This is a genomic window from Mesorhizobium sp. ISC15, from assembly GCF_037162615.1.
Lineage (GTDB): Bacteria > Pseudomonadota > Alphaproteobacteria > Rhizobiales > Rhizobiaceae > Mesorhizobium > Mesorhizobium mediterraneum.
This window is the reverse complement of the sequence record NZ_JAVSPX010000001.1, coordinates 5,946,781-5,972,246: the sequence shown is the minus strand read 5'-3', so window position 1 is coordinate 5,972,246 and position 25,466 is coordinate 5,946,781. Positions and strand designations below refer to the sequence as shown.

The following is a 25,466-nucleotide window of genomic DNA, read 5'->3' as shown; positions in this document are numbered from 1 at the left end:
CTTGGGGGAAAGCCGAGGTCCAACCCAAGCTTCACCCGATCGTGGACTCGTCCTCGAGCTTCGTCGCTTCCTTCATGTTGGGAAGAAAAACCGTCAGCAGGCCGAGCAGCGGCAGATACGAGCAGACCTGAAAGACGAAATCGATGCCTTTCATGTCGGCGACGACGCCGAGCACGGCGGCGGCGATGCCGCCCATGCCGAAGGCGAAGCCGAAGAAGATGCCGGCGATCATGCCGACCCGGCCCGGCACGAGTTCCTGCGCGAAGACGACGATGTTCGAGAAGGCCGAGGACAGGATCAGGCCGATCAGCACGGTCAGCACCATCGTCCATTCGAAATTGGCGTAGGGCAGGGCCAGCGTGAAGGGCAGGACACCGACGATCGAGAACCAGATCATCGGCTTCTGTCCGTAGCGGTCGCCGAACGGACCGCCGAGCAGGATGCCCAGCGCCGAGGCGCCGAGGAACAGGAACAGCATGACCTGCGACATCTGCACCGAAACGCCGAATTTATCGATGGCGTAGAAGGTGTAGTAGCTGGCGAGGCTGGCGACGTAGGCGTTCTTGGTCAGCACCAGCAAGGTCAGCACCGCCAGCGCGCCCATCACCTTGTGATGCGGAAAGGGCGAGACGAAGGCTGCCGCCTTGCGGTTGGCGAGCGAGGCGCGAAGGCGGCTGTACCAGCCGCCGACCCGCCACAGCACGATGATGCCGACCAGCGAGCCGACGGCAAACCAGGCTATGCTGGTCTGGCCGAAGGGCACGACGATGAAGGCAGCCAGCAGCGGTCCGATGGCCTGGCCGAGATTGCCGCCGACCTGGAACAGCGATTGCGCCAGGCCGAACCTGCCGCCCGAGGCGAAACGGGCGATGCGCGAGGATTCCGGGTGGAAGATCGCCGAACCGATGCCGATCAGCGACGCGCCGATCAGCAGCAGCGAATAATGTCCGGCATAGGCCAGCACGATCAGGCCGATCAGCGAGGCCGCCATGCCATAGGGCAGCGAATAGGGCATCGGCCGCTTGTCGGTGACCATGCCGATCAGCGGTTGCAGCAATGAGGCCGTCACCTGGAAGGTGAAGGTCAAAAGGCCGATCTGCCAGAAATCGAGGCCGTAATTGTCCTTCAGCAGCGGATAGATGGCCGACAGCAGCGACTGCATGATGTCGTTGACACAGTGGCAGAAGCTCACCGCAAGGATGACGGTGAAGGCCGTCGCTTGCGCAGAAGCGTGGCTGGCCGGCGCAGGCGTGTTGACGGTGGTGGCTGTCGTGTCGGTCAAGGCGTGCTCCGTGGTCTTTTTGGCGGGCGCTCCCGCAGGCGTAGCCGGTTGCCTTATAAGTCACTTGCCGGGCGACTTCTTTCGTGGTTTGGTCCAATAGTTTCGCGAGTGGGCCATTACCCAATGCCGCACGGCAATGAAATCTTCAAAGCGGGCGACACCGATCTCGGGCAGTTGCATGAGCGCCGCTGGCAGTGGCTGGAGCAGGCCGTCGGGCCGGCCGTGGCCCTGCCGACCGAATATTCCGACGGCTACCACGTGCCGCAGCACCGCCATAGCCGCAGCCAGTTGCTGCATGCGCTTGTCGGCGTGGTGCTGGTGACGACGCGACATGGGCGCTGGATGGTGCCGCCCGATCATGCCATGTGGATTCCCGCCGGCACCGAGCATTCCGTCGAGATGCTTGGCGACGTCAGCATGCGTTCGGTCTATGTGATGCCGGAGGCGATCCCCGGGTTGCCTGAAGGGCTGCGGGTCGTCGGCGTCACCGACCTCATGCATAGCCTGATCGTGGAATCGGAAAAGCTGCCACAGGGCGGCGAACTGGAAGGGCGCGGCGGGCTGATCATGAGCCTCCTGCTGCATGAAATCCCGAACCTGCCGGAACGGCCGCTCGGCCTGCCTTTTCCTTCAGATCCAAGGCTTGCGGCGCTGTGCCGGCGCTTCGTCGCAGCACCCTCGCCGCATGCGACGATCGACGAATGGGCCGATATCGTCGGCATGAGCCGGCGTTCCTTCACCCGTTCCTTTCATCGCCAGACTGGATTGTCGCTATCGACGTGGCGCCAGCAGGCCTGCCTGTTCGCGGCCTTGCCGCGGCTGGCGGACGGCGAGCCGATCACCAGGGTGGCGCTTGATCTCGGCTATGACAGCGTGCCGGCCTTCATCACTATGTTCAAGCGCATGCTGGGAGCATCGCCGCGCGGCTATATGCGCGGCGCGCGGGATGCCGGCGAAGGCGTTCGCCGGCCCAATGTGCCGGCGCGGCTGGAAGGTCCTGTAGCCTAGGAGCGGCGCGCCCGATGGTGGGCTTTGATACGTGCGAGAGCATCCCTATCGAGGGCTGAAAATCGTTTCGTGGTCGGTGCGCTAGTCGAACAGGCTCGACACCGATTCCTCGGTCGCCGTGCGCGAGATCGCCTCACCCATCAGGTCGGCGATGGAGATGACGCGGATGTTGCTGGCGTCGAGCACCGCCTGGGTCGGCTGGATCGAATCGGTGATGACCAGTTCCTGCAGTTTCGAGGCGCCGATGCGGGCGATAGCGCCGCCGGACAAAACGCCATGTGTGGTATAGGCGGTGACGCTGGTGGCGCCGGCGGCGAGCAGCGCATCGGCCGCATTGCACAATGTACCACCCGAATCGATGATGTCGTCGATCAGCAGGCAGTCCTTGCCGCGCACATCGCCGATGACGTTCATGACTTCCGATTCACCGGGACGTTCGCGACGCTTGTCGACGATGGCAAGCTGGGCGTCGATGCGCTTGGCGAGCGCACGGGCGCGGACCACACCACCGACATCCGGCGACACGACCATGACATTGGCAAGCTGCTTGTATTTCGCCTTCACGTCGCGGGCCATGACCGGCACTGAAAACAGATTGTCGGTCGGGATGTCGAAAAAGCCCTGGATCTGGCCAGCATGGAGATCCAGCGTCAGCACGCGATCGACGCCCGCCCGCGTGATCATGTTGGCGACCAGCTTGGCCGAGATCGGCGTGCGGCCCGAGGCGCGGCGGTCTTGCCTGGCGTAGCCGAAATAGGGAATGACCGCCGTGATGCGCTTGGCCGACGAGCGCATGAAGGCATCGATCATGATGAGCAGTTCCATCAGGTGATCGTTGGTCGGGAACGAGGTGGACTGCAGGACGAAGACATCCTCGCCGCGCACATTCTCCTGAATCTCGACGAAGATTTCCTGATCGGCGAAGCGCCTGACGCTGGCTTTGCCCAGCGGGATATTGAGATAGCGGGCGACCGCTTCGGCTAGCACCCTGTTGGAATTGCCCGCGAAAAGCTTCATGCACCGTTCCTGGTGAAGGATTGAGAGACTCCGACAGACTCTCTTGAGCCTCTTAGTCGGGCTTTTAGCGGCCCGTGCCGGTATTGCAAGCGTCGTGATCGGGAATCCGCCGGCTAATCTCAATAAACGTTTGCGATGAGAAAGCCGGCAACATGTCAGCCCGCTTGGCTGCCAAGCCAGGTGGCAAACTGGTCGATCGTCTGGTCGGCGATCGCCTGCATGGTCTCCGGCGCGACCGCAGCCCAGCCGTCGCCACCATTGACCGACGGCGCCTTCTGCTGGCCATTGATGCGATGCAGCCGGTTGCCCGCCGGATCGTAGACGTCCCAGACATAGATGACGGTCGTGTCCTTGCCTTCCGACATCGTCGAGAAATAGCCTTTAAGCACGTGCGTGGGGGTCTGGCCGGCGCTGCCGGCCAGCGTGATGCCGCGCTGCTTGGCTCGCGTCTGAAGCTCCGCGGTCAACGGTGTGGCGGCTTCTACCGACGCGCCGACGATCGGCGCCACCTGCAGGCGGGTTCGTGCGATGACGGCGGCGCTTTTTGCGGGCGGCACGGTCGTGGTTGCGGGCTGTGCAGGGGCGGAAGGTTGTGCCGTCGCGGAAGGCTGCGGTGCTGCAGCCGTGCCGGCTGCGGGCACGGCCTGTGTCGACTGCGGGGCTATGGCCGAGGGTTCGAGAACGTCCTTCGCATTGGTGCAGGCGGCCAACGCCAGCGCCGCGAGCAATGACACGGTCGTCACATGCGATCGCCTCATTTGCCTCAAAACTCCTTGGCGATGAACGCCCTTTGAATCCCTATCATTATGGATTCACTGCACGATCAAGTCGAGATCATGGCGGGACAGCGGCTTCGGCTGAGATTCGGTCGTCAGATACGTGCGGCCAAGCGTCATCGCGGTCTCGGTTTCGGAGTCCATGATGATCATGTGGGCGAACAGCGTCATGTTTGGCGCGATGGGCTCGGGATTGCCCTGATAAAACATCGGCATGTCCATCCATGACGGGGTGAAGCGGGCGCCGAGCGAATAGCCGCAGGCGTTGAGCCGGTGCTTGGTCAAATTGTGCGCCTCGAGCGTGCGGGCATGCGCGTCGAACACGTCGCCGAAGGTATTTCCGGGCGTCATCGCCTTCTCGACGGCCAGAAGCGCGGCGCGCGCCGCATCGAACAGTTCCTGGTGACGTTTCGACACTTTGCCGGTCAGCACCGTGCGCATCATCGCCGCATGATAGTGGTGGAAGACGCCGGCCCATTCGAGCGTCAGCTGGTCGTTCTTGGTCAGCTTGCGGCGGCCGGCCTTGTAGCGGCAAAGCAGTGCGTCCACCCCGAGCCGACGATGAACTCATTGGCCGGATAGTCGCCGCCACCAGCAAAGATTGCGCCCTGCATGGCGGCAAGGATCAAGGCTTCGTCGCCACCCTGCTTGATCAGTGGCAGGGCCGCGTCCAGCGCGTCGTCAGCGAGGCTCGCGGCCTTTTCCGCCTTGGCGATCTCGGCCGGGCTCTTGAACAGGCGCAGCCGGCTCACGATGCCGGAAGCGTCGGCGATCTGGCCAAAGGTCTGCAATTGTTCGTCCAGGCGCCGGCCATTGTAGGCGGTCAGGCCGTGGGTGTCGTATTCGACGCCGATGCGGGCGCCGAGCAGGTCGAGGTCGTTGAGCAAATTGCGCAGGTCAATCGCCGGATTGGCGCCGTCGCGGTCGGTCCACAGCACGATGTTGTCGATGATCGAGGTGTGGCGCGCCTGGCGCAGATCGGCCGAGCGCGTCAGCAGGATCATCGAACCGTCTGCCTTCACCACCAGGCACTGGAAGAAGCAGAAGCCGAACGTATCGTAGCCGGTCAGCCAGTACATGCTCTCCTGCGCAAACAGCAGGACGGCATCGAGCTTCTTTTCGGCGATCTCGATCATCAGCCGATCGCGCCGCGCGTCAAATTCCGACCGTTCGAAATGCAGCGCCATTATTCTGTCTCCAAAACGATTGCCGAAATCTGCCGCCCGTAATCCGGCTCGTTGCGATGCGTGGTGCGCCGGTAGGAATAGAACAGATCCTCCTCGGCGTAGGTGCAGCGGCTAAGCCCGTCGGCGGTCACGCCAGCCCGGCTTAGCCGATCGACCGTATAGAGGTTCAGGTCGAACATTGCATGTCCCGACTTCGCCGACGGCGCGAAGTAGCGGATGTTGTTGGCATCGGCCTCGACGAAGCGGGCGACGAATTCCGCCCCGACCTCATAGTTTTCTGGGCCGATGGAAGGACCGAGAACGGCGACGATGCGCTCGCGCCGGGCGCCGAGGCCTTCCATCGCTGCAATGGTATTTTCCAGCACGCCTGACAAGGCGCCCTTCCAGCCGGCATGGGCCGCACCGATGATACGCGCCTCCACATCGGCGAACAGGACCGGTCCGCAATCGGCGGTCGAGGCGCCGACGGCGATGCCCGGCCGGTCGGTGACGATGGCGTCGGCCCTTGGGCGCTCGCCGGGAAAAGGCTCCCTAGCGATGACGACGTCGGGCGAATGGATTTGGTGGGCGGTCAAGAGATGGGTTGAAGGCACGCCCATCCAGTCGGCGACGCGGCGGCGGTTCTCGGCTACCTGCGTCTGGTCATCGCTCGAGCCGGTGCCGATATTGAGGCCCTGATAGATGCCGCTGGAGACGCCGCCGACGCGGGTGAAATAGCCGTGGCGAATGCCTTGCGCCCGCGCCTTCTCCAGCAAGTGCGACCGAACGGGATCCGGTTTGGTCTGATTCAGCATGGCGGCGTTGTTGTCCGTGTGGGCGATTTCGTCAAGCTACAGTCCAAAGATGGGCGAAAGTCCAAAGTTGGGCGACAGTCGGAAGTTGGGAGAGTGGGAGAGGCGGCAGCGAAAAGTCAATCCGCTGGTGCAAAGGGCGGAACGGCGATTTCGGCAGGCAGGACGGCAAGCACCTTGAAGAGGTCACCCATGGCTTGCGGGCCGGCGAGGCGCTCGACCTCGCCTGCAATCTTTTCGCGAGCCGCCTCATCGGCATTGGCGCCGAGTTGGCCGGCGCGTTCGAGAAGGCCCATTTCCACCAGGAATTCGCCTTGCGTGGAGAGATGGGCATCGAGGCCGTGCGCCCGCACAATCGCGGCAAGGGCGGCGAAATCGACATGGGCGGTGAGATCGGCTTCGCCCGGATTGGCCAGCACATCTTCGTGATCGTGCTTGCGCAAGGCCTGCAACGTGTCGCCGATCCCTGGCCGGAGATAGCCATAGTCGAGGAATAGGCCAGCGCCACCGAGCCCGGCCAATCGCTCAGCGATGGTCGCCATCAGCGCGGCTCGGGCCGGCGCGACCTCGACAATCGCGCCCTGTGGCGCATTTTCGGCGTCGTTCGGCAACAGCGTCGGATCGACCGAGCCGGCGCCGGCGAAGAAGTGCAATTCGTCCGCGCCGTCGAGGCCGATCATCCGTTCGCGCCAGCCTGTTCCAGCGTGGACGAACTGTCGGATGGGCACTGCGTCAAACAATTCGTTGCCGACGATGAAAAGCGGGGTCTGCGGCAGCGTGCCGATGCTTTCGTGCCAACCGATCGTGGACGGCGTGGCGGCAAGCGTTTGCTTTTGGACATCTATCAGCCGCGGGCTGGTCTCGACCATGGCGAAGGATGCGCCGGCGGTCAGCGCCGGATCGAGCCGCGAAAGCGTGCGCAGCATGTCCTTCATCAGCGTGCCGCGGCCAGGGCCGATCTCGGCGATGGTGACCGGCATCGGCCGGCCGGTCGCCAGCCAGGCTTCGTAGAGCCAGACAGCGACCAGCTCGCCGAACATCTGGCTGATCTCCGGCGCGGTGACGAAGTCGCCGGCAGCCCCGAACGGCTCGCGCGTCGTATAGTAGCCGTCCTGCGGATCGAACAGGCAAAGCGCCATGTATTGGTTGACCGGGATCGGTCCCGCCGCACCGATCAGCTCGACGATGCGGGTTTTCAGCCGGGTCATACCGGCTGGGGCTGTGTTACCGGCTTTGCAGTCGCCATCGCCCAGACGCCGGCAAGCACCATTGGTAGCGACAGCACCATGCCCATGGTCAGCCAGCCGGTGCCGAGGAGGTAGCCGAGCTGCTGATCGGGCTCGCGGAAGAATTCGACGAAGGTGCGCGACAGACCGTAGCCGGCGATAAAGGCGCCGCCGACGAAGCGCGGCGTCTTCAGCTTGAGCCTGGAATGGGTGAGGAAGCGCAGGATCAGGAACAGCACCAGGCCTTCGAGCAGCGCCTCGTAGAGCTGGCTCGGATGGCGCGCAAATGGCCCGCCATTGGGGAATTCGACCGCCCATGGAACATCGGTCGGCCTGCCCCAGAGCTCGGAGTTGATGAAATTCGCCACGCGGACGAGACCAAGGCCGACCGGCACGCCAGCTGCAACCACGTCGAACAGCGACCATGTGCGGATGCCGCGCGACCAGGAAAACAGCGTCATGGCGAGAATGACGCCGAGCAGGCCGCCATGGAACGACATGCCGCCCTGCCAGACGGCAAGAATGTCGAGCGGGTGGGCGATGTAGCGCGGCAGGTCGTAGAACAGCACGTAGCCGGTGCGCCCGCCAAGCACCACGCCGATGGCAGCCCAGACGATGAAGTCGTCGAGATCCTCGGGCTTCATAGGCACGGTGCCGTCGGGCCAGAGCCTTGCATTGGTGACGAGCCGCTTGGCATACCACCAGGCGAAGAGAATGCCGACGATGTAGCCGACACCATACCAATGCACCGCCAGCGGCCCGATCCGGACGATGACCGGGTCGATGTTGGGGAAGGGCAGGGCCGCCAGCGGCAGCATAAGATACTCGCTCAACAGGATCTCCCGGTTGCGGATCACGTTCGGGCGCGACCATGCGGCAGGGTTTTGGCGGGGTCAAGGCGACGTGGATGCTTGCATTCCGGGTCGCGCGCCACTACGTCAAATCGACCAAGCGAGGATTTGCCATGTCGACCGGACCGAACCGCATTCTCGATGAATTCGCCAAGCTGATGACCGACGCCGCGGGTGCCGCGCAAGGGGTGCGGCGCGAAGTGGAAACCGCTTTCAAGGGGCAGGCCGAGCGCGTTCTCAACTCGATGGACCTGGTGCAGCGCGAAGAATTTGAGGCCGCCCGCGATATGGCGGCGAAGGCCAGGGAAGAAAACACCCGCCTTGCTGCGCGCCTCGAAGCGCTTGAGGCAAAGCTCACCGAATTGACCGGGCAGGCCGCGCCTGCGGCTGCGGCAAAGCCCAGATCAAAAAAATAATCGTTAAACTTTTCCACAAAGCACAATCGCAAAAAGCGCTTTGTCGTGAATCGCTTACCGGCATTGCGTGAATCTTTGTGACAGCGGCTTTCCACATGCGAATGACGCGGTGCGAAAAATTGGGCTGGTCACGCGACTCCCGATCAATAGACTGAATTTGTTGCATGATTCGAAGCAGGGTCATGCGCCGGGCGGTGGGGTCCGGTCTGGGGTCTTTGCGTTGACGAAGTCCCGGCCGTCCGAGTTCTAGACAAGATTGTTCGTTGTGTGTGCCCGCGGAGCGTGTGGCGCTCCCCTGAACGACAGGAAGCATTCCATGGAACTTCTCGAACTCGACCTCTCTCGCGAAATCCATCCGGTGGATGTTATCGAGCAGGTGGCCCACAACAACGACTGGTCCTTCGAACGGGCCGGCGACGACGAGATTTCGATTTCGGTTGCCGGAAGCTGGACCGACTATCACGTCTCATTTTCCTGGATGGAGGATTTCGAGGCGCTGCATCTGGCCTGCGCTTTCGACATCAAGGTGCCGGAGGCGCGCGCGCTCGAGGTGATGCGGCTGCTTTCGCTGATCAACGAGCAGATGCTGTTCGGCCATTTCGACCTCTGGGAACAGGAAGGCGCGATCATGTTCCGCCAGTCGCTGCTGCTTGCCGGTGGGGTCGAGCCGTCGAGCCAGCAGGTCGAGGTGCTGCTGTCGTCGGCGCTGGAAGCCTGTGAGTGCTATTTCCAGGCGTTCCAGTTCGTCGTCTGGTCGGGAACCTCGGCCAAGGAAGCGCTGGCCGGCGTCCTGTTCGAGACCTATGGAAACGCCTGAGCCAGGTCCTGACCATCAATGAGCTCGGGCAGCCAGCGCAAGCCCGAGATCAGCTTCGCCGATTTCGACCGTGTCGATATCCGCGCCGGCACGATTATCGAAGCCGAGCCGTTTCCCGAGGCGCGAAAGCCTGCGATCAAGCTGAAGATCGATTTCGGCGCTGACATCGGTGTGAAGAAATCGTCGGCGCAGATCACCAAATATTATGCGCCCGAGACGCTGGTCGGCCGGCAGGTCTTCGCGGTGGTCAATTTTGCGCCGCGGCAGATCGGCCCCTTCATGTCGGAAGTGCTGACGCTTGGCTTTCCCGACGAGGAGGGCGCCGTCGTGCTTGGCGCGATCGAACGCAAGGTGCCGGATGGCGGCCGATTATTTTAGCTTCGTCATCCACGGGCGAAGCGGACGCGCAACCCCGAGAATCCATGCGGTAGCAGTGGTCGAAGAGTAGGACGGTCCAGAATCGCGTTGTTCTGGCCGCTCCTGTGGGGCAAGTGCGGCTCGTCGCCTCAACCCAACAAGTTCTTCACCGAAGGGGTCGCTCGCAGGTCACGGCATGGATCCTCGGGTCTGCGCGTCGGCTTCGCCGCCGCTTCGCCCGTGGATGACGAAAGGTGGTGTCAGTTTGCGCGTGGTGCCCAGCACCTCTTCAACCGTCTCCAGAAACATTTCCGCGCAGGCTTTCCAGCTATAGCGCATTGCCCGTTCGCGCGCCTCGGCGCGGTCGACGTGGAGCGCGGCGAGCGCTGCCTCACGCAAATCATTCGACACCGCTCCGCCAACCCCGTCGCCGACAATGTCGATTGGCCCCGTCACCGGATAGGCTGCGACCGGCGTGCCGCTGGCCAGCGCCTCGATGATGACATTGCCGAATGTGTCGGTGCGGCTGGGGAAGACGAAGACATCGGCCGAGGCGTAGATCTCGGCCAGTTCGTCATTCGGGCGGTGGCCAAGGAAATGGGCAGCGGGGTATCTGGCCTTGAGCCTGGCCAACTCCGGCCCCTCGCCGACGATCACCTTGCTGCCGGGCAGGTCGAGATCGAGGAAGGCGGCTAGGTTCTTTTCGATCGCGACGCGGCCGACGCAGAGGAAGATCGGTCCCTTGAGCCCCAGTTCCTTCCTCTTGTCCGGCCGGAAATGGTCGGTGTCGACGCCGCGCGTCCATGGCCTCAGCTTGGTGAAGCCGCGTGCCGATAGATCGTCCGCCAGCGACTGGGTGGCGACCAGCGTGCCCTGTCCGGAATTGTGGAAATCGCGAAGCCAGCGGTAGGCCCAGGCCTCCGGTATAGGCAGCCGCGCGCTAAGATATTCCGGGAAGCGCGTGTGATAGCTCGTCGTGAACGGCCGGCCTGCCTTGCGACAATAGCGCCGCGCCATGATGCCGAGCGGGCCTTCGGTGACGATATGGATATGATCGGCATTGCGCGCTTCGATCAGGCGCGCGACATGGCCCGGCGTCGTCAGCGCCAGCCGGATGTCCGGATAGGTAGGCAGGGGCAAGGTGCGAAAGATGTTCGGGGTCAGGAAGTCCGTCTCGACGTCGAAGGATTTCAGGGTTTCCGAAAGCCGCTCCAGCGTGTGGACGACGCCGTTGACTTGCGGGCGCCAGGCGTCGGTGACCATCAGGATGCGCATAGCAGCCCTTTGCTTGAAATGTCGTCGGTTTCCTTGATGCGAGGCCGCAAGGCCGAATCAATCAGGATCGCACGCTTCATGCGCGCTCTTCAGCATGGTTTCATGACGGGCCGATGAAGGCGCAAACCGGCGGTCGTCCGCAGCTGCCAGAAAAGCAGCGCGTCGTCCCGAAAATCGAATTCGATTTTTGCTGCGCTGACCTTCGGTTCGGAAAGCACGGTGCGTGGGTTCAAAGTGTTAGAGCGTACTTTGTGCGTCCAACTGGACGCACGTCGCTCTAATCAGGCCGGAACCTTGATGACGGCGCGCAAGCCGCCGAGCGGGCTCTTGTCCAGCATGATATCGCCGCCATGGCTGCGGGCTATGTCGCGTGCGATGGCAAGGCCAAGGCCGGTGCCGCTGGCGTCGAGGTTGCGGGCCTCGTCAAGCCGCACGAAAGGCTTGAACACGTCCTCGCGCTTTTCGGGCGGAATGCCCGGACCGTCGTCGTCGATGGTGACGAGCAGCGAGCCGCGGCCATGATTGGCGTTGATTTCAACCGTCTTGGCGTAACGGAAGGCGTTGCCGACGATATTGGACAACAGCCGGGCAAAGGCGTGGGGCCGCACATGCACATTTGGATCGCCGGCGAGCGCGGTCGACAGTTTGCGCTTGCGCAGCGTGGCCTCCTCGCCCAGCTTTTCGAAATACGCTTCAAGATTGAAACGGCCGGCGTCTTCCGCTGCCTCGCCGCGGGCAAAGGCGAGATAGCCTTCCAGCATAGACTGCATGTCATCGATGTCCTGGCCGAGCGCCTCGGTGTCGGCCTTGGTCCCGGTCAGCGCAAGCTGCAGCTTGAAGCGGGTCAGGATGGTTCTCAAATCGTGGCTGACGCCGGACAACATGGCGGTGCGCTGTTCGAGCTGGCGTTCGATGCGTTCGCGCATCTGGATGAAGGCAAAGCCGGCGCGGCGGACCTCCTCGGCGCCGCGCGGACGGAAATCGCGCGGCATCGGCCGGCCCTTGCCGAAACTTTCGGCGGCCTCGGCCAGCGTCAGGATCGGCCGGATCTGGTTGCGCAGGAAAGGGATGGCGATCATCAGCAGCACCAGCGAGGTGCCGACCATCCAGATCAGGAAAATGTGCGTGTTCGAGGCATAGGCCTGGCTGCGGCGCACGAAGGCGCGCAGCACCTTGCCCTCGAGCTGGACGCGGACCTCGATGATATTGGAATTGCCGACCGTGTCGATCCAGAACGGCCGGTTGATCTGATGGGTGATCTCGGACGAGAGAATTTCGTCGAGGATCGAGAAGAACGGCTTTGGACCGGGCGCTGGCAGCGGATCGGGCGGAAGCAAGTCGATCTTCAGCTGCATGCGATCCTGCGCGATGCGGATGATATTGGCGTAGTCGGCGTCGTTCGGATAGGTTTCAACCAGGTCGACGATCGCGGCAATGTCGCGGACCGTGGCCTGCGACAGGCGCTGCGTCACAGTCTGCCAGTGGCGTTCCATGAAGACAAAGGCGAGGACCGATTGCAGCAGGATCATCGGTGCAATGACGATGATCAGCGAGCGGGCATAGAGCCGCTTCGGCATGTAAAGCGAAACGAGGCGCCAGAACCGTTTCCAGGCAAGCGGCACCGCCTTCAGCGCCCGCCTGGCGCGAGCGCTCAAGCCGCTATCTTCCGGCCGTTCCAGTTGCGTGGTCGCCATTCGCCCTTTTTGCCCATCTGCAGCTCAACAAGGGACCCGCAAGCGCAGTGCTGCGCTTGCAATTTTCGACTTTATGCATGTCGTCGTCCCAAAACCGCTTCGCACTTTTCGGCGACATGCATTGCGGCAGTCTATTCCACGCTGAGCCGATACCCAATACCACGCACGGTCTGCAGCCAGACCGGGTTGGACGGATCGCGTTCGATCTTGCGGCGCAGCCTGTTGATCTGGACGTCGATGGTGCGCTCGCCGACTTCGGACTCGTCGCCGACAAGTTCATGGCGCGGTATCGTTTCGCCGGCCCGCGCCGCGAAGATCGCCAGGATCTCCTGCTCGCGGTCCGTCAGCTTCAGAGCCTCGCCGCCGCGCTTGAGCTCCCGCCTGGCGATCTGGAAGGTGTAAGGGCCGAAGACCAGTTGCTCGACCTTGGGGGTCGTTGCCGGACCGCCGCGGCGCAGGATGTTGTTGATGCGCAGGATCAATTCGCGGGGATCGAAAGGCTTCGGCAGATAGTCGTCGGCGCCGGCCTCGAGCCCGGTGATCCGGCTGTCGGTCTCGGAAAGCGCGGTAAGCATCAGGATCGGCACGTTCTTGGTCGCCCGCAGCGCCTTGGCGAGGTCGACGCCGGTTTCGCCCGGCATCATGATATCGAGCACGAGCAGGTCGAAATCGAGGCCGGCGAGCTTGCGCCGCGCTTCGCCGGAATTTCCGGCAACGGTGACGCGAAAGCCGTTTTCGGTCAGATATTGTTTGAGAAGATTGCGGATACGGGTATCGTCATCGATCACCAGCAGATGCGGCGCATCATCATCCGGTGCCGCCGGTTGATCAACCCTTTCAATGGTCTCCATGGCTTTTCCCTGACATTTTTGCGGGCACAATGTCGATCTGCGCCCTTAGTTCCGGATTGACCATCGCTTCCAGGAAGCGTTCGATCAAGGCGCGTTCGGTGGCTCCGAAATCTTCCAATGCAGCATGGATGCGGCGCGACTGTGGCCGTGCCAGCGCCAGCGCCAAGGCGCGGCCCTTGGCCGTCGGATAGAGTTCGCGCTGGCGGCGGTCGCGCGGGCCCTGCAACTGGACGACATGATCGGTGTCGATCAGTTGCTTGAGCACGCGTGCCAGGCTCTGCTTGGTGATCTTCAGCACGTCGAGGAGTTCGGCGACCGTCAGGCCCGGCCTGCGATTGACGAAATGCAGAACCCGGTGATGGGCGCGGCCGAAGCCATAATCGGACAGGATCTGGTCCGGATCGGAGGTAAAATCGCGATAGGCGAAGAAGAACAATTCGATGATGGCAAAGTCGATGCCGTCCTCGTCGGTGACCGCCGTCCTGATCGGTTTTCCGGCTGGGTGGCTGCGATCCGTCATCTTTTCTCCGTGCGAAAGGGAAATTATGTCAGTACTATTGACGTAATTTCCCGGCAATGGTAATTTTTGACAAGCTTTTCGGCGGATTGCGAACGAAAAGGCAAGGGAAAGCCGTTTTTCCGGAACTTCCTGTGTTTGCCAGACCTTATATATCCGCCTACGCTTCGAGATACCGGCCGCCCGGTGCGGCTGATAAGAAACGCGCAACGACACAACGATGTGCGGGCGGCCGCCCGCGGGAGGTTACCATGGCATCCGTTCCCTTTGACCAAATGGACGGCTTTATCTGGATGAACGGCGAGTTCGTCAAATGGGCCGACGCCAAGATCCACGTGTTGACCCATGGCCTGCACTACGCCAGCGCGGTGTTCGAGGGCGAGCGCGCCTATGGCGGCGAGATTTTCAAACTGACCGACCACAGCGAGCGCCTGCATGAATCGGCACGCCTGCTCGGCTTCAAGATTCCCTATTCGGTTGCCGAGATCGACGACGCCTGCCGCACGCTGTTGAAGAAGCAGGGCTTTCAGGATGCCTATGTCCGGCCGATCGCCTGGCGCGGCAGCGAACAAATGGGCGTTTCGGCGCAAAACAGCCGGATCAACTGCGCCATCGCCATCTGGCAGTGGCCGAGCTATTTCGATCCGGCACAGAAGCTGAAGGGCATCCGTCTCGATCTGGCCGAATGGCGCCGCCCCGATCCGCGCACTGCGCCGTCGAAATCGAAGGCTGCCGGCCTCTACATGATCTGCACCATGTCCAAGCATGCCGCCGAAGCCAAGGGCTATGCCGACGCCATGATGCTCGACTGGCGCGGCCAGGTTGCGGAAGCGACCGGCGCCAATATCTTCTTCGTCAAGGACGGCAAGATCCACACACCCACCCCCGACTGCTTCCTCGACGGCATCACCCGCCGTACAGTCATTGGTCTTGCCAAGGATCGCGGCTTTGAGGTGATCGAGCGCACCATTATGCCGGAAGAGCTCGAAGGCTTCCAGCAGTGCTTCCTCACCGGGACCGCGGCCGAGGTGACGCCCGTTTCAGAGATCGGTCAATACCGATTCGAGGTGGGTGAAATCGCCAAGACTCTGATGAACGACTATTCTGCGGCCGTTCAACCCAAGCATGCGATCGCCGCAGAATAACGAAAGTCACAGCTTTTTTAACAAGTAGGGGCAGTTTTCGGGCTGCCCCTTTTATTTAAGCACTTCTGCATTTGACTTTCGTCCAATTCGGCGTCTCATGATGGTGTCGGCCCGGGAGGCTGGCAGCTATGGAGGGACTGGTAACATGGACATGAACACGCTTCTTCCGATCATTATTCAGGTGATTACGGGTATCATCGGTGGTCAGGCGGTTGGCGCGGCGATCAAGACAGCGGCAATGGGTCAGCTTCCCAAAATTCTGGGCGGCGCCGTTGGCGGCGTCGGCGGCGCGGCGATCCTCGGCAGCCTGCTCGGCGGCGGTACGATCGATCCGGCTGCAGCCGCAGCGGCAACTAGCGGATTGGGCAGCGCGCTGAATCTGCAAAACATCGTCGGCGGTGCCGGTGGTGGCGCCATTCTGACGGCCATCATCGGCGCGGTCATGAATGCGATGAAGAAGTAAGCTTGGCGGTTTCGGGCTTTCGCATGGGCGGCTTCGGCCGCCCATTTCTTTTGTGTCCGTGCCAACGGTGGACGCCGTTTGCATGTGTCTCTACATCAGGGGCGACACAGCGAAAGGACGATCATGGGTCAGCTCAATGCCAGTATCGTGCCGGTCACGGCCTTCCAGCAAAACTGCACCATCCTCTTCGACATGGACGACAGACAAGGCGTCGTCGTCGATCCGGGCGGCGACATCGACAAGGTGCTGGCGGTGCTAAAGGATAACGCGATCAACGCCGGCGCGATCTGGATCACGCATGGTCATATCGACCATGCCGGCGGCGCCATGGAGCTGAAGGAGGCGCTCGGCGTCCAGATCATCGGCCCGCATGAGGCCGACCGTCCATTGCTTGCCAACCTCGAGAACCAGGCAAAACTCTACGGCATCACCGATCCGGTGCGCAATTGCATGCCCGACCGCTTTCTCAGCGAAGGCGATACCGTCTCGTTCGGCCAGCACGCGTTCGAGGTCTTTCATTGCCCGGGCCACGCGCCCGGCCATGTCGTCTACCACAATCGCGCTGCGAAGTTCGCCCATGTTGGCGACGTGCTGTTCCGTGGGTCTGTCGGGCGCACCGACCTGCCGGGCGGCGACCACGCCGCGCTGATCGCGTCGATCAAAGACAAGCTTTTGCCACTCGGCGACGACGTCGGCTTCATCTGCGGCCATGGTCCCGGCGGTCGCTTCGGTGAGGAGCGCCGGAGCAATCCATTCCTGATTTAAAGCGCGTCGCATCTGAGGCGCCTCATGCGATGCGCGTCAGGCCCTTGTCTTGCGCATGCCGACAACAAAAAAGCGCTGGCCATGCGGACAGCGCTTTTTTAGGGCTGGGGAGGCCTTAAAGCGCTTTGCGCTTTAAGGCCTTTGTCTTTGTGCATGTCGTTATCCCAAAACCGCTATGCACCCTGGGGTCAGGCCCGTGCGCATGCTTTTGGGCGACATGTATTAGTTGGCGGTGCAGAAATGCTGTTCGCCGTCATAGCCGGTGAACGTGCCGGTCCGGGAGTTGAACGAGCGATAGCGATCCGAACAATATTCATACCAGCCACGGGTCCATGGCTCGGCGTAACCATCATTATAGGCGACCCGCGGTTCCGCGTAGTAGCGGCGCACCGGGGCTGGCCGTGGATAACGCCCATAATCATCATAGCCGGGATCGTAATAGCTGGGCTGCGGGTTGTTGAGCGCACCAACGATCAGGGCGCCGGCCGCGAGGCCAAGGACGCCTGCCGCGATCGCGTCGCCATTGCCATTGCCACGATGGTGGTGCCGGTGGCGCCAGTCGCCGGCGCTGGCCGCGGGCAAGGTCGCGAGCGTGGTCGCGACAATCGCGGCGGACAGGATGGTGGTCTTGAAAATTCGGTTCATCTCGGTCTCCTTCGTGCCGGCCCGGGTAATTTGGGGATGCGGTCCGGCTTATCGAAGACTAGTAGGCGACCGTGGCTGAACGGGGGCTGAACGAAATTGGCGGGCTGGGAGCAGTCGACATTCATCGATCAGGCTTGGCGCGAGCCACAAATATCGCACGCTCAACAAGGAGCGGACTTGCCCTGCGGAATCCGTCCGATGCTGTCTCGATCCCGGCTCAGCCGATCGACAGGTTGACGGCTTTCGGACCCTTGCCGCGCTTGTCCGGCTCGGTGTCGAATGTTACCTTCTGCCCATCCTCAAGACCGGGAAGACCCGACGCCTGCACGGCCGAAATGTGGACGAAGACATCCTTCGCGCCATCATCCGGCGTGATGAAGCCGAAGCCTTTGGCATGATTGAAGAATTTGACGGTGCCGGTCTGCGGCATGGGAAGCTCCTTTGATCCCATCAAGTCCAGTCTCGGGCCGGCAAATGCCCGAGTGGAAATTTGTCGTTTATTTTAGCGTCATCGGCAAGAGAAAGTTTTGCGCGCATTGGCTTGCCCACCCGGGCACGAAAAAAGGCGCGACGAAAACCGCCGCGCCTTCGAAAACTCGGATCCGGCGCTGAAAGCCGGCACAAGGCCTGTGGAGACCTCAGGCACAGTCCCTGAGCACGTCCGAGCGGACGTGCGCGCGAGTTCAGTCGGCGCGGAGATTGACCGCCTTCGGCCCCTTGCCCATCCGGTCCGGCTCGACATCGAAGGTGACCTTCTGGCCATCAACGAGCGTGCGCAGGCCCGAAGCCTCGATCGCGGAGATGTGGACGAACACGTCCTTGGCGCCGTCATCTGGCGTGATGAAGCCGAAGCCTTTGGTTGCGTTGAAGAACTTAACGGTGCCGGTCTGGGCCATTGGGGAAACTCCTTCACCCGTGTCAGTCTTGTGGTTTGCCCGCCGCCTGACGCCGTGGGCAAGTCCCGGTGGTTGCTTCGGCAGTCATGCATTGGCGCATGGTCAAAACCCCCCGCCGAAAAACGGGGCCGTCAGAGATTCACAGTATCGGGGAAAGGTCGTCCAAAACGTTCCGCTCTCCGGGTCGCAAATGCCCGAACACGAAATTTATCGCACGGAAAGGTGATCGTTGCAAGGTAGCGCCCGCGGGCCTCCCGACGGGCGCATTCCAACGCATGGCACCGATAGGCTGGGGTGCTCGTCCGGTCATCGGCCAGTGCCCGCCCACGCATGGTCCAGCGGGCTGAGAGCTTGCAAACAGGGGTTGCATTTGGCGGTGGAATGGCGAGGATCGGCTTGGAGTAGAGCGCGTTTTGCATTTTCTTGTGCATGTCGTTATCCCAAAACCGCTGCGCACCCTCGGATCAGGCCCGTGGGCATGCTTTGGGCGACATGCATTGGAGCGAGGCTTGAGGGAGGTATAGTCATGAAATTTCTTGCGGCAATCTTCTCGCGGCAGGGTTTTGCCATCCTGTTGCTGTCGGCAGTTCTTGCGGCCTGTACCGCGGTGGTGGTGGACGAAGGACCGGGGTACCGTCCGCCAAGGCCCGGGCCGCAATTCTGCACCAAGCAATATGATCCGGTCTGCGCCCGGCGTGGCGGCGACCGCCAGACCTTCGCCAATGCCTGCCTTGCCGAGCGAGCCGGGTATCGCATCATCCGCGACGGCCAGTGCCGTGACGGCGGCGGCGGTGGCGGTGGTGATGAGGAGCAGACATTCTGCACCCGCGAGTATGCCCCTGTCTGTGCACGCCGCCGTGGCGACCTGCGCACCTTCCCCAACGCATGCGAGGCCCGCGCCGCCGATTATCGCATCGTCGACGACGGTCCCTGCTAAGGGCTGGTTTCCTCCCCGTCCGGCGACGGGGAGGGGCCCATCTAGCAACTGGACATAGGCGGGCGAAGGGCAGCCACTTGCCTCTACGCCGACAGCCTCGCCTTGCGGCAATAGGCGATGAACTCGGCTGCGGGCATGGGTTTGGCAAACAGCCAGCCCTGACCATAGTCGACGTCGCGTTCCATCAGATAGTCGGCCTGTGCCTGCGTCTCCACGCCCTCGGCAATGATCTTCAGCTTCAGCGTCTTGGCCATGTCGATGATATGCGGCGTTACGGAACTGGTGGCGGAATCCGTGGCAATCGTGTCGATGAACGATTTGTCGATCTTCAGCGCATCGAGCGGCAGGCCTTCGAGGTGGGACAGGCTGGAATAGCCTGTGCCGAAGTCGTCGATTGCGACCGCGTGGCCAAGCTCGCGGGCGCGAATGACGGTCGAGCGTGCTGAATCGACGTCGACGAAACCGCGCTCCGTCGCCTCCAGCCAGATCTGCCGAGGCTGAATTCCGGTGTGTTGCAGGGCCTTTTCGATGACCGGAAGGACCCTTGCCGTTCTGACGTCGGCCGGGCTGAGATTAATCGCGATGTGGAGGGAAGGATTGGCGACAAGAAGCTTTTTCAGGTCCAAAACGGCAAGGGCTATGACCTGATCGGTGATTGCCGCGATCAGGCCGCTCTCTTCGGCCAGCGGGATGAAAAGATCGGGCCGGACCAGCGAGCCGTCGGGCCGTCTCCAGCGAACCAGCGCTTCGGCCCCCACGCAATTGCCGGTCCTGAGCTCGACGATCGGCTGATAGTGGACGATGAACTCGTGCTTGCGAACGGCAATCTGCAATTCTCCCAGCGGCGACAGCCGCCGCCGCGACAACCAGGCAACCATGCCGATGATGAAGGCGGCAATGAAAACGCCGAGAGGAAGCAACAGCAATTGCCGGCTGCGTACGCTGTCCACGATCTGGCTTTCCGGTTCGGTGGCGACGGCGATCCAGTCCGTCCCGCGCGCCGTGGCAAACAGATGACCGTCATCCAGGCCTTTGCCCGGGGTGGCGATGATTTTGGCGATGCGGGCGGGATCAGGCCCGTTCAACGCGCTGAGCAGGACGCCGGTGTCGGTCGCGAGGGCAAGCTGAATGTCGGGATCGACGACAATGTCGACAAAGCGCAGAGGATCGACAAGGACATTATGGTGCTTGTAGTGCAGGGCCATCAGCGGATGGGCCTGGTCGGCCAGGGGCTGTATCCGGGCAGTGACGGCAACGCCGTCTGCGGTGGTGAAATCCGGTGCGGCTTGCGCAACGCGTCCTTCGGTCGAGCCCCAGGATGTGCATTTGAGCAGTCCGGTTTCGAAATAGCCCATCTCTTCGATCGAGCGGGTGTTGATGGTGAGCTGCCGCATGCGGGCAATGTGGCCCACCGAACAGCGGTCGCCGGTGAACCGGTCGATCTCACGCAATGAGTCGGTTGCATCCTTGAGCGATATGCTGGCCCTGGCGATCGCGCGGTTGGCGAACAGATCCAGCCGTTGATGTTCTTCTTGAACCGCCAGAACCCATGAAAAGTGGAACATCGCCGCGATAGGCACGATGGCGCCGAGCAAGGCCAACACCACCGCAGTCACGATGATGCGCGGCCTGTCCATGTGCGCCTCCCTGCCTTTGGCTGCGAGCGACGATTTCGTGCGCGGCCTGCCGGGCAGCCAACCGTGATCGGGCCCGGTTCCAGCGGACCTTATATGGCTTTTGACGTTACGTGATCTTTAATTGGATCCGCTAGAGCAATTCCAGGAAAAGGTGCGTGGCGGTTTTCCCGGGAAAAGCGCGTAGCGCTTTCCCTGGGGAATTGCGTAAGAACAAATACTTAGAGCGGTTCGGCGATTCTATCAAAAGCAGAACCGCTAGTGGCTGAATGAATGCAGTGTTGCTCATCCGTGCGCTGGATACGCTCCATCGGCCGGGCCGGCATAGAGCTCGCTGCCGTCTTCGTCGGAAATGCGCAGGCGGTCCGGGATCTGCGGCATCGCCAGCGAGCGGAACAGCTCAGTGGCGCCCTGCAGGGCGGCGCGCAGGTTCGGCGCCTCGAGTGATACCCTGTCGAGGATCGCTTCGTCGGCGTCGCGCGATCGATAGAACTCGACAACGAAGTTCAAACACGCCTCCGTGTTGCGGCGACGCAGTCCTGCGGGTGCACCAAAGCCGCTTAGGTGCACAAGCATGGTGAGGCGCGCGCGGCGCTTCGGAGCGCTAGCCCTTGGACTTCGGCTTCAAACCGGCTTCCGCCTGCTTGACGGCCGAGCCGAAGGGCGAGGCCGGCTTTGCCGCCGCCTTGTCTTTCTTGGGCTTGCGTGTCTCGCGGTTGCTGCGCTGTTGACCCTTGGCCATTTCTTGGTCCTCGTGATTGATGAACGTGGTGGTGGCGGTCGACGAGGGCCTAGGCGCTCGGATTGTCGGCCACTTCGAGATTATCTTCCGTGGTGACCCGCTCATGGGTCTCCTCGTCGCTGCGGATGCGGTATTGCGGCGAGCCGTCCTTGACCGGCAGCTTGCTCTTGATCTGGAACAGCTCCGCGGTCTTCTGGACAAGGCCGGTGCGGCTCTTCATGCGAACGGTCTGGCCGATTGCGAAAAGATGCGCGGGCGTGTCGGTGCGCGGGCGCGCGTTCTGCTGGAAGCGGATCATGCGGCATTCTCCTGGTCGCGCCTCAGCGCGGTTTCGAGTTCGGCGAGGTCGATGGCGACCAATTGGCTGGTCTGGCTTTTCACCGTTCTCGCCGGCAGATGGATGAAGGTGGCGACACGGCGCCAGGCAAGCCATGACATGCCATCGATAAGCTCCTCATCGTGGTCGATGTCGTAGTCGCCGGCCGGCAACTTTCCCTCCAGGCCGCCAAGCATGAAGGGCGCCTCGAAATGCGCGATGGAATGGGTAGTTCGGCCAGACATTCTCGTGCCTCGAAGTCTCGTTCCCGGCGTGATTCCGATAAAGTAGTGCCCGCTTTGCGGCACTGGGACTTAGAGTGTCGTGCGTCCCTATATCGGCAATTTGGGTATCGGCGATCTGGAATGAGTTTGGCGGGTCGAGAACCTTTGACGCCGCGAGATGCCAAGCTTGGCCCAAAAAACGATCTCAATTCATTAATCCAAGATTGCGGTTTATTCAAGAAGATTTCTGCCTGATGCCGATCTTGCGGCGAAATTACTTTTCTAGTGATATTTGCAGAATGATGATACGGTCCAAACTCTTCACAAGAATTGTTTGAAATTGTATCGGAAAATTTCATCCTGGTATTGATTTTTATTTATGTCTGAAAGGAAAGCCCATGGTTTCCGTGAAAACGCCTGATGGCTCGACCGTAACAATCAAGCCGATCATCAAGCCCACAAAAGTCATATCGGCGCGGCTGACGATAAGAAGTGACGAGGCAGCAAGGCGAAAGATCGCCGACACCGACGGCACGCTGCGGCGGGCACGTCAGCTCGCCGAAACCCACCGCCTGATCTGACGTGGCCGGCTTTGCCACAAACCAAGGAGCTTGAGTGTGACGCTCAATTTTCCCAACCGCAGCCGCTCCTACGACGCGGCGGCCAAGCGCATTCGTTTCGTCGGCCATGACGGCATGTTCGAAGTGCCGTTCTTTGTGGAGATTGCAGCGCTTTCGGCGGCAACGGCCACGAGCGGAGCCGAAGCCGAGTATCTCAGCGCGTTCGATGCGGAGCGCTCGTCGATCCAGGATGTCGCGCGCGAAGCCTATTCGCACGGCCGCAGGAACATGTATGTATTGACCCGGGCCGATTTCAGGTAAGCTGGCCTGCGACCCCTTGAACCTGTCGCGCCGATGGCCTAGATCGCGGCAGGCGGACAAAACACGGCAGGTTTCCCATCAACAGAGATCCGAGAAGACCGGCAGGCGCGGGCGCCAATTTCGGCTCAGGCGGACAGCCGCCGCTGGGGCTCGACCAGCGTGTGCAGCAGGCGCTGCAATTGCATCAGGCGGGGCGCCGGCAGGAAGCCGAGATGCTCTACCGGCAGGTGCTGGCGCAGAAGGCCAATCACGCGGCGGCGGCGCATTTTCTCGGGCTTCTGCTGCACCAGACCGGGCGCAGCGCCGAAGGCCTCGATCTCCTCGAACAGTCGGTGCGTCTGCAACCCAAGAATCCGGATTTCCTCAACAACCTCGGCACGGTGATGCGCGACCTCGGCCGTGTCAGTGCAGCCGTCGATTTCTTCCGTGGCGCGGTGGCGCTGCGCCCGGACCAGCTTGCGGCGCGCGACAATCTCGGCTCGTCGCTAAAGCAGATGGGACAGTTCGAGGACGCAGAGGAGATCTATCGCGGCACCATCGGTCGCAACCCGTTCCATGTTCGCGCCCGCATCGGGCTTGCCGAAACGCTGCAGGAGGCCGGGCGGCTCGATGAGGCGCTTGCCATCTTCCGGGAAGCGCTGACGATCCGGCCTAAGGACGCCGACCTGCTGCACGGGCTGGGCGTCGGGCTGATGGAAAAGGGCAAGCTCGACGAAGCGACTGACTTGTTCCGCCAGGCGCTGACCGTCAATCCCGGCCTGGCGCGGGCCTGGCTGATGCTGACGCAGGTCAAGCGCCAGAAGGAGCGCGACGCCGAGCTTGCCGGCATGGAGGCGCAGCATGCCAAGGCGCCGCAAGACAGCCTGGCGCGCATGCAGCTTGCCTTCGGCCTCGGCAAGGCCAATGACGACCTGAAAGATTACCCGCGCGCCTTTGATTATTTCGCCGAAGGTAATGCCATCCGCCGCAAGGGCATCGATTATGATCCGGTCAGGACGCGGGCCGAATTCGAGGCGATGAAATCGGTGTTCGATGCCAGCTTCTTCGAAAAGCATAAGCCAAGCGCAACCGCCGACGATGCGCCGATCTTCATCGTCGGCATGCCGCGTTCGGGCACGACGCTGGTCGAACAGATCATCGCCAGCCATCCCCAGGTCTATGGCGCCGGCGAGCTCAGTATTTTAAAGACGGTGGTCGGCAAGCAGTTTCCGTCAACCATGCCAGGTGGCTTTCCCTGGGGCGTATCCGATGTACCCGACACGGATTTTGCCGATGCCGGGCAGGCCTACCTCGATATGCTGCATGCCCGCTATCCGCATATCCGCCATGTCACCGACAAAATGCCAGGCAACTTTCTGTTTATCGGCTTTATCCGTCTGATGCTGCCGAAGGCCAGGATCATCCATTGCGTGCGCGATGCGGCGGCGACCTGCCTGTCGATCTACAAGGTGCATTTCCGCGGCGACACTCACCGTTATGGCTACGATCTCGGCGAGCTCGCCGACTTCCACAATCTCTACACCGACATCATGGCGCATTGGCACGCCGTGCTGCCCGGTGTCGTGCACGATGTGCGCTATGAGGATTTCGTCGCCGACCAGGAAGGGCAGACGCGGGCGCTGATCGCTCATCTCGGCCTGCCGTGGGACGATAGAGTGCTGTCGTTCCACGAGACCGACCGTCCCGTGCGTACAGCCTCGGCGGCGCAAGTGCGCCAGCCGATGTACCAGGGCTCGGTCGATCTGTGGAAGCGCTACGGCGATCGGCTCAAGCCGCTGCTTGACCGGCTAGCGTAATGCGTTGCGGGCCTACAGCTCAATGAAGGGCTGAAAGCCGCCAAAGATCATGCGCTTGCTGTCGAAGGGCATCGCCGATAGCTCTCCGTTCAGGCGTGGGTCGGCCATTACCTTGGCCATCACTGCATCGCGGTTCTGCCGCGATTCATAGACGACCCATGAGAAGACGACGACCTCGTCGTCCTTGGCCTGCACGGCGCGCGGAAACGAGGTGACCTCGCCATAGGGCACGTCGTCGCCTATGCATTCGACATAGGCGAGCGCGCCATGCTCCTTCCAGACGGTGCCGCCGAGCTGCGCCATCTTCTTGTAGGCATCGAGATTTGCCTTCGGCACGGCGAGTACGAAGCCATCGACATAGGACATTGTGGTTCTCCTTGATTGTGGGATTTTCCTTCTCCCACAAGCAAGGGGAGAAGGAAGGAATGCGCTACGCTGCCTTCACCGGCGCGTTCATCGCCCACTCGACGCCGAAAGGATCAGTCAGCTGACCCCAGCGGTCGCCCCAGAACATCACCTGCAGCGGCGTACCGACCGTGCAGCCGGCGTCGACGGCGCGCTGCCACCAGGCGTCGATGTCGTCGCTGCCGAGATGCAGCTGCATTGTGAAGCCCTGCGGCTTCACCGCCGCCATTCCATGCTCGGGATAGAAATCGGAAATCATCAGCGTCGAACCGTTGATGTGGAGATGGATATGCATCGTCCGGCCCTTCTCGTCCGGCGGGTAGAAGAAGACCTGCTCGGCGCCGAAGGCCTTCTGATAGAATTCTGAAGCCTTGAAGGCGCCGTCCAGCTGAAGGTAGGGCGTCAATCCACCGAGGACTTTCGCGGCAGGCTGGGTCTGGGGCTGATCGTTCATGTCTTGCTCCTCTTTGGTTAGGCGTTGCGAACCACAGGACGAATGCGGCAGCGGCGATCCTACATGGCCGACGCGCTTTTTTGGTGCCGACCGTGCGA

31 protein-coding genes and 1 pseudogene are annotated in these 25,466 nt (G+C 62.0%); 11 read left to right on the top strand and 21 right to left on the bottom strand.

The window, feature by feature from the left end:
• Positions 1 to 31 precede the first annotated feature (31 nt).
• Complete coding sequence (locus RPG13_RS28850; protein ID WP_337126614.1) at positions 32 to 1,282, bottom strand: MFS transporter; 1,251 nt, start codon at positions 1,280 to 1,282, stop codon at positions 32 to 34.
• A gap of 123 nt (positions 1,283 to 1,405) precedes the next feature.
• Here RPG13_RS28850 and RPG13_RS28845 point away from each other — a divergent pair, with 123 nt between their 5' ends.
• The gene (locus tag RPG13_RS28845; RefSeq protein ID WP_337126613.1) at positions 1,406 to 2,290 is read left to right on the top strand and encodes an AraC family transcriptional regulator; all 885 of its coding nucleotides are present in this window, start codon (positions 1,406 to 1,408) and stop codon (positions 2,288 to 2,290) included.
• Positions 2,291 to 2,371: 81 nt separating this feature from the next.
• Here the strand turns inward: RPG13_RS28845 and RPG13_RS28840 are convergent, their stop codons facing one another.
• The 6 genes and pseudogenes from RPG13_RS28840 to lgt all read right to left on the bottom strand — a co-directional run bounded on the left by RPG13_RS28840 (position 2,372) and on the right by lgt (position 8,120).
• Positions 2,372 to 3,307, bottom strand: coding sequence for a ribose-phosphate pyrophosphokinase (locus tag RPG13_RS28840; RefSeq protein ID WP_337126612.1), 936 nt, complete (start codon positions 3,305 to 3,307; stop codon positions 2,372 to 2,374).
• Positions 3,308 to 3,462: 155 nt separating this feature from the next.
• Positions 3,463 to 4,065 carry a hypothetical protein gene (locus RPG13_RS28835; protein WP_337126611.1) on the bottom strand — a complete coding sequence of 201 codons (603 nt, stop codon included), beginning with the start codon at positions 4,063 to 4,065 and terminating at the stop codon, positions 3,463 to 3,465.
• 54 nt (positions 4,066 to 4,119) lie between these two features.
• A pseudogene (locus tag RPG13_RS28830) lies at positions 4,120 to 5,270 on the bottom strand (M24 family metallopeptidase).
• The gene (pgeF, locus tag RPG13_RS28825) at positions 5,270 to 6,064 is read right to left on the bottom strand and encodes a peptidoglycan editing factor PgeF (RefSeq protein ID WP_095488844.1); all 795 of its coding nucleotides are present in this window, start codon (positions 6,062 to 6,064) and stop codon (positions 5,270 to 5,272) included. Before pgeF ends, RPG13_RS28830 begins: the two are co-directional and overlap by 1 nt.
• Before the next feature lie 116 nt (positions 6,065 to 6,180).
• On the bottom strand, positions 6,181 to 7,269 hold the full coding sequence (locus RPG13_RS28820; protein ID WP_337126610.1) for a class I SAM-dependent methyltransferase: 1,089 nt from the start codon (positions 7,267 to 7,269) through the stop codon (positions 6,181 to 6,183).
• Positions 7,266 to 8,120 carry a prolipoprotein diacylglyceryl transferase gene (lgt, locus tag RPG13_RS28815; RefSeq protein ID WP_128243238.1) on the bottom strand — a complete coding sequence of 285 codons (855 nt, stop codon included), beginning with the start codon at positions 8,118 to 8,120 and terminating at the stop codon, positions 7,266 to 7,268. Before lgt ends, RPG13_RS28820 begins: the two co-directional genes overlap by 4 nt.
• Positions 8,121 to 8,251: 131 nt before the next feature.
• On the opposite strand from lgt, the gene RPG13_RS28810 reads away from it, so the two are divergent.
• The 3 genes from RPG13_RS28810 (at position 8,252) to RPG13_RS28800 (ending at position 9,749) form a co-directional block, all read left to right on the top strand.
• Entirely contained in the window at positions 8,252 to 8,554 is a 303-nt protein-coding gene (locus RPG13_RS28810) for an accessory factor UbiK family protein (RefSeq protein WP_095488846.1), read from the top strand.
• 316 nt (positions 8,555 to 8,870) lie between these two features.
• Entirely contained in the window at positions 8,871 to 9,371 is a 501-nt protein-coding gene (locus RPG13_RS28805) for a YbjN domain-containing protein (RefSeq protein WP_095488847.1), read from the top strand.
• Positions 9,372 to 9,389: 18 nt separating this feature from the next.
• The gene (locus tag RPG13_RS28800; RefSeq protein WP_337126609.1) at positions 9,390 to 9,749 is read left to right on the top strand and encodes a tRNA-binding protein; all 360 of its coding nucleotides are present in this window, start codon (positions 9,390 to 9,392) and stop codon (positions 9,747 to 9,749) included.
• A 168-nt stretch (positions 9,750 to 9,917) separates the two neighbouring features.
• On the opposite strand, the gene RPG13_RS28795 is transcribed toward RPG13_RS28800, so the two are convergent.
• The 4 genes from RPG13_RS28795 to RPG13_RS28780 form a co-directional block, all read right to left on the bottom strand.
• On the bottom strand, positions 9,918 to 11,003 hold the full coding sequence (locus tag RPG13_RS28795; protein ID WP_337126608.1) for a glycosyltransferase family 4 protein: 1,086 nt from the start codon (positions 11,001 to 11,003) through the stop codon (positions 9,918 to 9,920).
• A gap of 281 nt (positions 11,004 to 11,284) precedes the next feature.
• Positions 11,285 to 12,697: an ATP-binding protein gene (locus RPG13_RS28790; protein ID WP_292394525.1), complete on the bottom strand. Its 1,413-nt coding sequence runs from the start codon at positions 12,695 to 12,697 to the stop codon at positions 11,285 to 11,287.
• A gap of 131 nt (positions 12,698 to 12,828) precedes the next feature.
• Entirely contained in the window at positions 12,829 to 13,548 is a 720-nt protein-coding gene (locus RPG13_RS28785) for a response regulator (RefSeq protein ID WP_036261013.1), read from the bottom strand.
• Positions 13,535 to 14,068, bottom strand: coding sequence for a MarR family winged helix-turn-helix transcriptional regulator (locus tag RPG13_RS28780; RefSeq protein WP_164547134.1), 534 nt, complete (start codon positions 14,066 to 14,068; stop codon positions 13,535 to 13,537). Before RPG13_RS28780 ends, RPG13_RS28785 begins: the two co-directional genes overlap by 14 nt.
• A gap of 248 nt (positions 14,069 to 14,316) precedes the next feature.
• On the opposite strand from RPG13_RS28780, the gene RPG13_RS28775 reads away from it, so the two are divergent.
• The 3 genes from RPG13_RS28775 to RPG13_RS28765 all read left to right on the top strand — a co-directional run bounded on the left by RPG13_RS28775 (position 14,317) and on the right by RPG13_RS28765 (position 16,438).
• The gene (locus RPG13_RS28775) at positions 14,317 to 15,210 is read left to right on the top strand and encodes a branched-chain amino acid aminotransferase (RefSeq protein ID WP_095488851.1); all 894 of its coding nucleotides are present in this window, start codon (positions 14,317 to 14,319) and stop codon (positions 15,208 to 15,210) included.
• Between the two features lie 145 nt (positions 15,211 to 15,355).
• The gene (locus RPG13_RS28770; protein WP_095488852.1) at positions 15,356 to 15,673 is read left to right on the top strand and encodes a hypothetical protein; all 318 of its coding nucleotides are present in this window, start codon (positions 15,356 to 15,358) and stop codon (positions 15,671 to 15,673) included.
• A gap of 123 nt (positions 15,674 to 15,796) precedes the next feature.
• Positions 15,797 to 16,438 carry an MBL fold metallo-hydrolase gene (locus tag RPG13_RS28765; protein ID WP_337126607.1) on the top strand — a complete coding sequence of 214 codons (642 nt, stop codon included), beginning with the start codon at positions 15,797 to 15,799 and terminating at the stop codon, positions 16,436 to 16,438.
• Between the two features lie 222 nt (positions 16,439 to 16,660).
• On the opposite strand, the gene RPG13_RS28760 is transcribed toward RPG13_RS28765, so the two are convergent.
• The 3 genes from RPG13_RS28760 to RPG13_RS28750 all read right to left on the bottom strand — a co-directional run bounded on the left by RPG13_RS28760 (position 16,661) and on the right by RPG13_RS28750 (position 17,979).
• A complete protein-coding gene (locus RPG13_RS28760; RefSeq protein ID WP_095488854.1) occupies positions 16,661 to 17,083 on the bottom strand; it encodes a BA14K family protein in 423 nt (140 codons plus the stop codon).
• 217 nt (positions 17,084 to 17,300) lie between these two features.
• Entirely contained in the window at positions 17,301 to 17,513 is a 213-nt protein-coding gene (locus RPG13_RS28755) for a cold-shock protein (protein ID WP_006202521.1), read from the bottom strand.
• Between the two features lie 253 nt (positions 17,514 to 17,766).
• A complete protein-coding gene (locus tag RPG13_RS28750; RefSeq protein WP_023799871.1) occupies positions 17,767 to 17,979 on the bottom strand; it encodes a cold-shock protein in 213 nt (70 codons plus the stop codon).
• 526 nt (positions 17,980 to 18,505) lie between these two features.
• Between RPG13_RS28750 and RPG13_RS28745 the strand changes: the two genes are divergently transcribed.
• Positions 18,506 to 18,916, top strand: a complete 411-nt coding sequence (locus RPG13_RS28745; RefSeq protein ID WP_095488855.1) for a Kazal-type serine protease inhibitor family protein — start codon at positions 18,506 to 18,508, stop codon at positions 18,914 to 18,916.
• 83 nt (positions 18,917 to 18,999) lie between these two features.
• On the opposite strand, the gene RPG13_RS28740 is transcribed toward RPG13_RS28745, so the two are convergent.
• From RPG13_RS28740 to RPG13_RS28720, 5 genes are all read right to left on the bottom strand, one after another.
• Complete coding sequence (locus RPG13_RS28740; RefSeq protein WP_337126606.1) at positions 19,000 to 20,553, bottom strand: EAL domain-containing protein; 1,554 nt, start codon at positions 20,551 to 20,553, stop codon at positions 19,000 to 19,002.
• Between the two features lie 282 nt (positions 20,554 to 20,835).
• Positions 20,836 to 21,060: a hypothetical protein gene (locus tag RPG13_RS28735; protein ID WP_126105285.1), complete on the bottom strand. Its 225-nt coding sequence runs from the start codon at positions 21,058 to 21,060 to the stop codon at positions 20,836 to 20,838.
• A 94-nt stretch (positions 21,061 to 21,154) separates the two neighbouring features.
• On the bottom strand, positions 21,155 to 21,292 hold the full coding sequence (locus tag RPG13_RS28730) for a hypothetical protein (RefSeq protein WP_164547135.1): 138 nt from the start codon (positions 21,290 to 21,292) through the stop codon (positions 21,155 to 21,157).
• A gap of 49 nt (positions 21,293 to 21,341) precedes the next feature.
• Positions 21,342 to 21,590, bottom strand: coding sequence for a hypothetical protein (locus RPG13_RS28725; protein WP_095488858.1), 249 nt, complete (start codon positions 21,588 to 21,590; stop codon positions 21,342 to 21,344).
• Entirely contained in the window at positions 21,587 to 21,853 is a 267-nt protein-coding gene (locus tag RPG13_RS28720) for a hypothetical protein (protein ID WP_095488859.1), read from the bottom strand. Before RPG13_RS28720 ends, RPG13_RS28725 begins: the two co-directional genes overlap by 4 nt.
• A gap of 377 nt (positions 21,854 to 22,230) precedes the next feature.
• On the opposite strand from RPG13_RS28720, the gene RPG13_RS28715 reads away from it, so the two are divergent.
• The 3 genes from RPG13_RS28715 to RPG13_RS28705 all read left to right on the top strand — a co-directional run bounded on the left by RPG13_RS28715 (position 22,231) and on the right by RPG13_RS28705 (position 24,509).
• Positions 22,231 to 22,413: a hypothetical protein gene (locus RPG13_RS28715; RefSeq protein WP_128286122.1), complete on the top strand. Its 183-nt coding sequence runs from the start codon at positions 22,231 to 22,233 to the stop codon at positions 22,411 to 22,413.
• Positions 22,414 to 22,449: 36 nt separating this feature from the next.
• A complete protein-coding gene (locus RPG13_RS28710; protein WP_095488861.1) occupies positions 22,450 to 22,713 on the top strand; it encodes a DUF1488 domain-containing protein in 264 nt (87 codons plus the stop codon).
• Positions 22,714 to 22,925: 212 nt separating this feature from the next.
• Positions 22,926 to 24,509: a tetratricopeptide repeat-containing sulfotransferase family protein gene (locus RPG13_RS28705; protein ID WP_337126605.1), complete on the top strand. Its 1,584-nt coding sequence runs from the start codon at positions 22,926 to 22,928 to the stop codon at positions 24,507 to 24,509.
• 12 nt (positions 24,510 to 24,521) lie between these two features.
• On the opposite strand, the gene RPG13_RS28700 is transcribed toward RPG13_RS28705, so the two are convergent.
• Positions 24,522 to 24,875 (bottom strand): DUF1428 domain-containing protein, encoded by a 354-nt coding sequence (locus tag RPG13_RS28700; protein ID WP_095488863.1) that lies wholly within the window; start codon positions 24,873 to 24,875, stop codon positions 24,522 to 24,524.
• Between the two features lie 64 nt (positions 24,876 to 24,939).
• Positions 24,940 to 25,368 (bottom strand): VOC family protein, encoded by a 429-nt coding sequence (locus RPG13_RS28695; protein ID WP_095488864.1) that lies wholly within the window; start codon positions 25,366 to 25,368, stop codon positions 24,940 to 24,942.
• Positions 25,369 to 25,466 lie beyond the last annotated feature (98 nt).

Bases quoted from the DNA above. Each gene is read 5' to 3' on its own strand.
- RPG13_RS28805 (WP_095488847.1), top strand. From the start codon at position 8,871: ATGGAACTTCTCGAACTCGACCTCTCTCGCGAAATCCATCCGGTGGAT.
- RPG13_RS28785 (WP_036261013.1), bottom strand. From the start codon at position 13,548: ATGGAGACCATTGAAAGGGTTGATCAACCGGCGGCACCGGATGATGAT.
- RPG13_RS28740 (WP_337126606.1), bottom strand. From the start codon at position 20,553: ATGGACAGGCCGCGCATCATCGTGACTGCGGTGGTGTTGGCCTTGCTC.
- RPG13_RS28750 (WP_023799871.1), bottom strand. From the start codon at position 17,979: ATGGCCCAGACCGGCACCGTTAAGTTCTTCAACGCAACCAAAGGCTTC.
- RPG13_RS28705 (WP_337126605.1), top strand. From the start codon at position 22,926: ATGCTCTACCGGCAGGTGCTGGCGCAGAAGGCCAATCACGCGGCGGCG.
- RPG13_RS28760 (WP_095488854.1), bottom strand. From the start codon at position 17,083: ATGAACCGAATTTTCAAGACCACCATCCTGTCCGCCGCGATTGTCGCG.
- RPG13_RS28720 (WP_095488859.1), bottom strand. From the start codon at position 21,853: ATGTCTGGCCGAACTACCCATTCCATCGCGCATTTCGAGGCGCCCTTC.
- RPG13_RS28745 (WP_095488855.1), top strand. From the start codon at position 18,506: ATGAAATTTCTTGCGGCAATCTTCTCGCGGCAGGGTTTTGCCATCCTG.
- RPG13_RS28770 (WP_095488852.1), top strand. From the start codon at position 15,356: ATGGACATGAACACGCTTCTTCCGATCATTATTCAGGTGATTACGGGT.
- RPG13_RS28835 (WP_337126611.1), bottom strand. From the start codon at position 4,065: ATGAGGCGATCGCATGTGACGACCGTGTCATTGCTCGCGGCGCTGGCG.
- RPG13_RS28695 (WP_095488864.1), bottom strand. From the start codon at position 25,368: ATGAACGATCAGCCCCAGACCCAGCCTGCCGCGAAAGTCCTCGGTGGA.
- RPG13_RS28800 (WP_337126609.1), top strand. From the start codon at position 9,390: ATGAGCTCGGGCAGCCAGCGCAAGCCCGAGATCAGCTTCGCCGATTTC.
- RPG13_RS28845 (WP_337126613.1), top strand. From the start codon at position 1,406: ATGCCGCACGGCAATGAAATCTTCAAAGCGGGCGACACCGATCTCGGG.
- RPG13_RS28790 (WP_292394525.1), bottom strand. From the start codon at position 12,697: ATGGCGACCACGCAACTGGAACGGCCGGAAGATAGCGGCTTGAGCGCT.
- RPG13_RS28795 (WP_337126608.1), bottom strand. From the start codon at position 11,003: ATGCGCATCCTGATGGTCACCGACGCCTGGCGCCCGCAAGTCAACGGC.
- RPG13_RS28725 (WP_095488858.1), bottom strand. From the start codon at position 21,590: ATGATCCGCTTCCAGCAGAACGCGCGCCCGCGCACCGACACGCCCGCG.
- RPG13_RS28730 (WP_164547135.1), bottom strand. From the start codon at position 21,292: ATGGCCAAGGGTCAACAGCGCAGCAACCGCGAGACACGCAAGCCCAAG.
- RPG13_RS28715 (WP_128286122.1), top strand. From the start codon at position 22,231: ATGGTTTCCGTGAAAACGCCTGATGGCTCGACCGTAACAATCAAGCCG.
- RPG13_RS28820 (WP_337126610.1), bottom strand. From the start codon at position 7,269: ATGACCCGGCTGAAAACCCGCATCGTCGAGCTGATCGGTGCGGCGGGA.
- RPG13_RS28700 (WP_095488863.1), bottom strand. From the start codon at position 24,875: ATGTCCTATGTCGATGGCTTCGTACTCGCCGTGCCGAAGGCAAATCTC.
- RPG13_RS28810 (WP_095488846.1), top strand. From the start codon at position 8,252: ATGTCGACCGGACCGAACCGCATTCTCGATGAATTCGCCAAGCTGATG.
- RPG13_RS28755 (WP_006202521.1), bottom strand. From the start codon at position 17,513: ATGCCGCAGACCGGCACCGTCAAATTCTTCAATCATGCCAAAGGCTTC.
- RPG13_RS28765 (WP_337126607.1), top strand. From the start codon at position 15,797: ATGGGTCAGCTCAATGCCAGTATCGTGCCGGTCACGGCCTTCCAGCAA.
- RPG13_RS28775 (WP_095488851.1), top strand. From the start codon at position 14,317: ATGGCATCCGTTCCCTTTGACCAAATGGACGGCTTTATCTGGATGAAC.
- RPG13_RS28840 (WP_337126612.1), bottom strand. From the start codon at position 3,307: ATGAAGCTTTTCGCGGGCAATTCCAACAGGGTGCTAGCCGAAGCGGTC.
- pgeF (WP_095488844.1), bottom strand. From the start codon at position 6,064: ATGCTGAATCAGACCAAACCGGATCCCGTTCGGTCGCACTTGCTGGAG.
- RPG13_RS28780 (WP_164547134.1), bottom strand. From the start codon at position 14,068: ATGACGGATCGCAGCCACCCAGCCGGAAAACCGATCAGGACGGCGGTC.